Below are 4,454 nucleotides of genomic sequence, written 5' to 3' on the forward strand. Positions count from 1 at the left end.
GTGTGTGATAGACTTAAATCGGCATTGGCCTTCGTGGACATTGATATTTCCTCCTATATTTTGAATTTTGGTTGTCAGCCTTATTCATTATATAGTGAGGATTTTTCTTTTCACCGCTTAAGCTTTTTGATTCCATACGCATAGCGTATGGTTTTTATAGCTAGACTTTGTCTAGCTATAATAAAAAACACGGCTTGAGATATATTCACAAAGCCGTGTTTTTTAGACAATTAAGCAAAATTTGCTTACACAAAACCCCGTTCATACTGCCGTGGCACGAACTGCATTTCACTGCTATCTACCGCATTTTGCTGATATTAAACTTTATTGTCAGACACAAGTATTCTATACATTGGCAAAATCTAATCTCATAAATACTATATTCAAAAATCTGACTGCATTTATAAATTTTAATTTTTCAGATAGTTAGAAAATAAAATACTTTATCTTAAGATACATAATATATTATTTTCATTCATTTTATTGTCTTATGAATCCCATTCTTCTCCATCGATGTCGTACAAAATCTTCAAACTGATACCCGTCTAAATCTAAATTATCCACGTGATCTGTAACAATAATTTGAGGAGAATATCCATAGTGCTGTTTTAGGTTATCGCAATATTGAGCCAGTTTAGTAAAAAGTTTAGTGACGGATTGAATATCACTATCAATTTCACGCTTACGCTCTAATTTTTTTATATCAAATATCTCATCAGTATCATTTTGAAAATCAGGAAAATAAACCTGTGTTGGCTGATCTAAAAATAGAATTGATGGAATAACACACTGATTTCCCAGTTCAATAAAATATTGATGTAGTGCTAAAAATAAAGTGATATGACAGTATAACCAATTAGCACCGCTTCCCATTGAGCGTAAGTAAATTTTTCCTTTGGAACTTTCATAATATAGTTCAAAACTAGATAAGGAAAACTTTAGCCTAATAGGCTTATAAAACTCCTCAAAATCAAAATATTTTCCAATATCACTCATAATCTGATTTATTCTATTTTCTGCTTTTGCTATATCTTTAGATAAATTATATTTATCTAAATCCTTTTTCAATGCCTCTAATTTTGAATTTAGCTCCATAATTTGTTCTTCACCCGTTTGCCCTGTTTGTTTACGAGAAAGAATATCAAGCATAGCAAATAGGCTTGCCTTAACCATTATAATTTGTTCATATTTACTTTTGGCTTGCTGAACTAGTTTGCTTTCATTTTCAAGCTTATTTTTTATACTTCTCAATTCTCTGATTTTACCATCAAGCTCTTTAATTTCTTTTGTAAGTTCTTGTAGTTCTATTTCTAAATGAGATTTTAATGTTAGATTTTGAGTAAGGTCTGTTGATATTTTTTGTATAGCCTGTGTTAGTTTTTCTGCTTGAATAGGTAAGCTATCTTTTTCTGATAAACAAAAAGGGCATACAGAAACTCCTATCTGAGCACTTCCTATTTTTTCCTGCGATGATAGGTTTTTTGATACATCTTGTTCTATTTGCAAATGCTTTCTAATAGATTCTCGTTTAATAGATAATCTTCTTTTCTTATTGTCATATTCGATAATTTCTCTTGATAATCGAGTGAAATACTGAATATCTTTATTAGAATCATAAACAATATTTTCATCTACTATAAAATTGTCTAATGATAGCTTTGAATTATTAGCATTTGTTTTAATATTACCTATTGTAATTGGTTTTTTATCCGAACCCATTAAAGAGTAAAGTAAGTTAAGTTGATTTTGTATACTTGAATTATTTTCTTCAATATATTTATCGATAATACTTTTTTCTCTTTGCAGTTTTTTAATTTGTAATTGTAATGATTCTATTTCTTGGGAAAGGATAAAATACTCCTGATTAACAAAACCTAAGAATATTTTAGTATGCTCTATTACTTGCTCTCTTTTTTCTTTTTCATCAAATCGGTAGAATATAGCATGTTTGTTCGCAATTAAATTTTGATGTTGTAAGATAAATGAGGTAAAACTTCTAATAGATGGTGTTGGGGCAGGCCTTCCTCTAATTTCTTGTGCAACTAAAGATTCATCTACATTACTGATATCTATAAATAGTTTGGTTAGTTGCTCTTTATAGAGCTTTTGAGACAAGAAATTATTTTGTGTAAAATAAGTGGAAGATATTTTGTTGGATATATAAGCATCTTCTCGCTTAAAAAATCCTTTGCCATCATTTTTTTGTCTACCAATAACAAAATATTCTTCTTGAATTTGCAAGTATAAATAATATATTTCAGTATTATTTGTGATTACACCAACTGGGATAGTATCTTTTCCGCCAAAGCAATAGTCAAAAACTTCAATTAATGCACTCTTTCCTGTGGAAGATTTTCCTGTAATAATATTTAGCCCCTCTTGCAACTGAACACGGTGAATCCTTCCATGTTTATCCACTAAACCAATTTCACGGATAATTGTTTTCATGGCTTTACTCCTAAAACTGAATATATATCTTGGATTGTATGGTTGCTAAGCAACCGAGCAAGTTTTTCTGCAATTCTGATATCGTGAACATCTTGCTCAGAAGTAATAGATAGATTATCTATATTAATTTTAATCCATTCATTTATTAAGCAATAATGAATACTCTCAATAGTTAGCGCTTTAAATGAGTTTATTCGCTCTTGCAAATCATATAATTCTTTATAATTGCTAAAAAAGATAGTGTGCAAAGAACTTGTGCTTTTACAATTTTTAATTTTCTCTTTAAATATTGGATGGGTTAGTAAAGGAATTAATAATGGGGAAAGTAACAAATTCTGCTCTACGCCAGAAAGCTTACTATAGAAGGTTGCTAAATATTTACCATACTTAAATGGATTATATTTTAATACATATAAAGCTTCTATTGTATTCATTATTTAGTATCCCATTTTAGTTCATTATATGTATCCATTGATTCATGAATAATACCATTACGATATGGAGCTGGAGGGTTATCATTACCTATGGGGAATGGAATCTCATCAATGATGCTATCATAAAAATCCTTAGGATCTTGAGCATTTCTTATAGCTCTTCTATGCCTATTTTTATATCGTCTAATCAATTCATCTTGATATTTTTTTGTCTTCTCATGGTACACCGGACTATTATCTAATTCTTGATTTAGTGATTGAATAAACTCCAACCAATTTCCTATTGCTTCATGAATGACTTCATCATAATTAATATCTTTAATTTTTATTACAAATGTTTTGTCTTCGTTCTCTTTAACTTCCTGTTCACTAGCAGGAATTCCTGTAAATTCAGGAAAAGTGAATTCTTTTCTAGAGAATTGACTTGTTAAATCAATAAGTTTTTCATTAAATACTTCACAAGAAATAGACCATGTATTCCCATTGGCAAGTTGATAAATAAATCCTATTAAGCTTTCAATAAAACGGTGCTGATTATTTTTGGGTATTCCACGCAAATAAGCATTTCGAATTTCACTTAATATTTCATCTTTATCATCAGATTCAGTGCACAGTATAACTTTGCTAATAATCTCTAATAATATATATTTATTGGTATTAATAACATTGTTATGTATATCATTAGGTTTAGATATATTTGAGTATATCTCTTGAAGTATCTTTAATCTATTTTTTGCATCACTATTGTTCCAATGGATGAGTTTAGTTGTTTTACCAAAAAGCTGTGTTGTATGTAAAACTAGTGTTTTATATTGATGGTGATTAAATTCAGGAGCTAGCCAGTTTTTAAGCGTTTTCCAAAAACTTTCATGCAGATCAGTAAGTGATGCTTTAATATCTTTTACTTCGATTTGAGTACTGATATTCGGGTGATTGGAAATATGGCTTATATCACCGTCTTTTTCAATATAAATTAAATCACCTTCCCTCATTTTAAAGCATTGATAAAGTGCCACTATACTTTGGTAATGATAAGCTTTTGCTATTGTTAAAGCTGAATTTTTTGTTTCTTTCATTGTTTTTCTCCATCTAATAATTCATGCTTAACAATTAAAAAGTTTAGCTTTATCATATTAATATGATCATTAATAATTTTCAATATTTGAATTTTTACTTAAATAGATTCTTATTCGCTTAGATTGAATTTGTTCTATAGATACTTTTAAGTTTTATTTTTATTGTTTCATATTCCTTGAATTATAAGACCACCTAAAACTATCTACTATTCAACACTTAAATCTTAATTTAATAAGTACGCAATCAAACTTTATGCGATTATCATTTTAAATCTATGATAGAAAAAGTGCGGTCAAAATTACCGCACTTTTTTGTTATAGCTAGACAAAGTCTAGCTATAAAAACCATACGCTATGCGTATGGAATCAAAAAGCTTAAACGGTGAAAAGAAAAATCCTCACTATATAATGAATAAGGCTGATAACCAAAATTCAAAATATAGGAGGAAATATCAATGTCCACGAAGGCCAATGCCGATTTAAGTCTATCACACAC

At 29.1% G+C, this 4,454-nt stretch carries 3 protein-coding genes; all 3 read right to left on the reverse strand.

Features of this window, described 5'->3' with window-relative positions:
• Positions 1 to 480: 480 nt before the first annotated feature.
• Genes ACFFHT_RS05740 through ACFFHT_RS05750 form a run of 3 tightly spaced genes read right to left on the reverse strand, consistent with a single transcriptional unit; the run spans position 481 to position 3,958 of the window.
• Positions 481 to 2,448 (reverse strand): DUF3732 domain-containing protein, encoded by a 1,968-nt coding sequence (locus tag ACFFHT_RS05740; protein WP_382374320.1) that lies wholly within the window; start codon positions 2,446 to 2,448, stop codon positions 481 to 483.
• Positions 2,445 to 2,882, reverse strand: a complete 438-nt coding sequence (locus ACFFHT_RS05745) for a three component ABC system middle component (RefSeq protein WP_382374322.1) — start codon at positions 2,880 to 2,882, stop codon at positions 2,445 to 2,447. Before ACFFHT_RS05745 ends, ACFFHT_RS05740 begins: the two co-directional genes overlap by 4 nt.
• Positions 2,882 to 3,958: a hypothetical protein gene (locus tag ACFFHT_RS05750; RefSeq protein ID WP_382374324.1), complete on the reverse strand. Its 1,077-nt coding sequence runs from the start codon at positions 3,956 to 3,958 to the stop codon at positions 2,882 to 2,884. The genes ACFFHT_RS05745 and ACFFHT_RS05750 overlap by 1 nt, the downstream gene beginning before the upstream one ends.
• Positions 3,959 to 4,454 lie beyond the last annotated feature (496 nt).

It is taken from the genome of Gallibacterium melopsittaci, from assembly GCF_042433085.1.
In the GTDB taxonomy this organism is placed as follows: Bacteria; Pseudomonadota; Gammaproteobacteria; order Enterobacterales; family Pasteurellaceae; genus Gallibacterium; species Gallibacterium melopsittaci.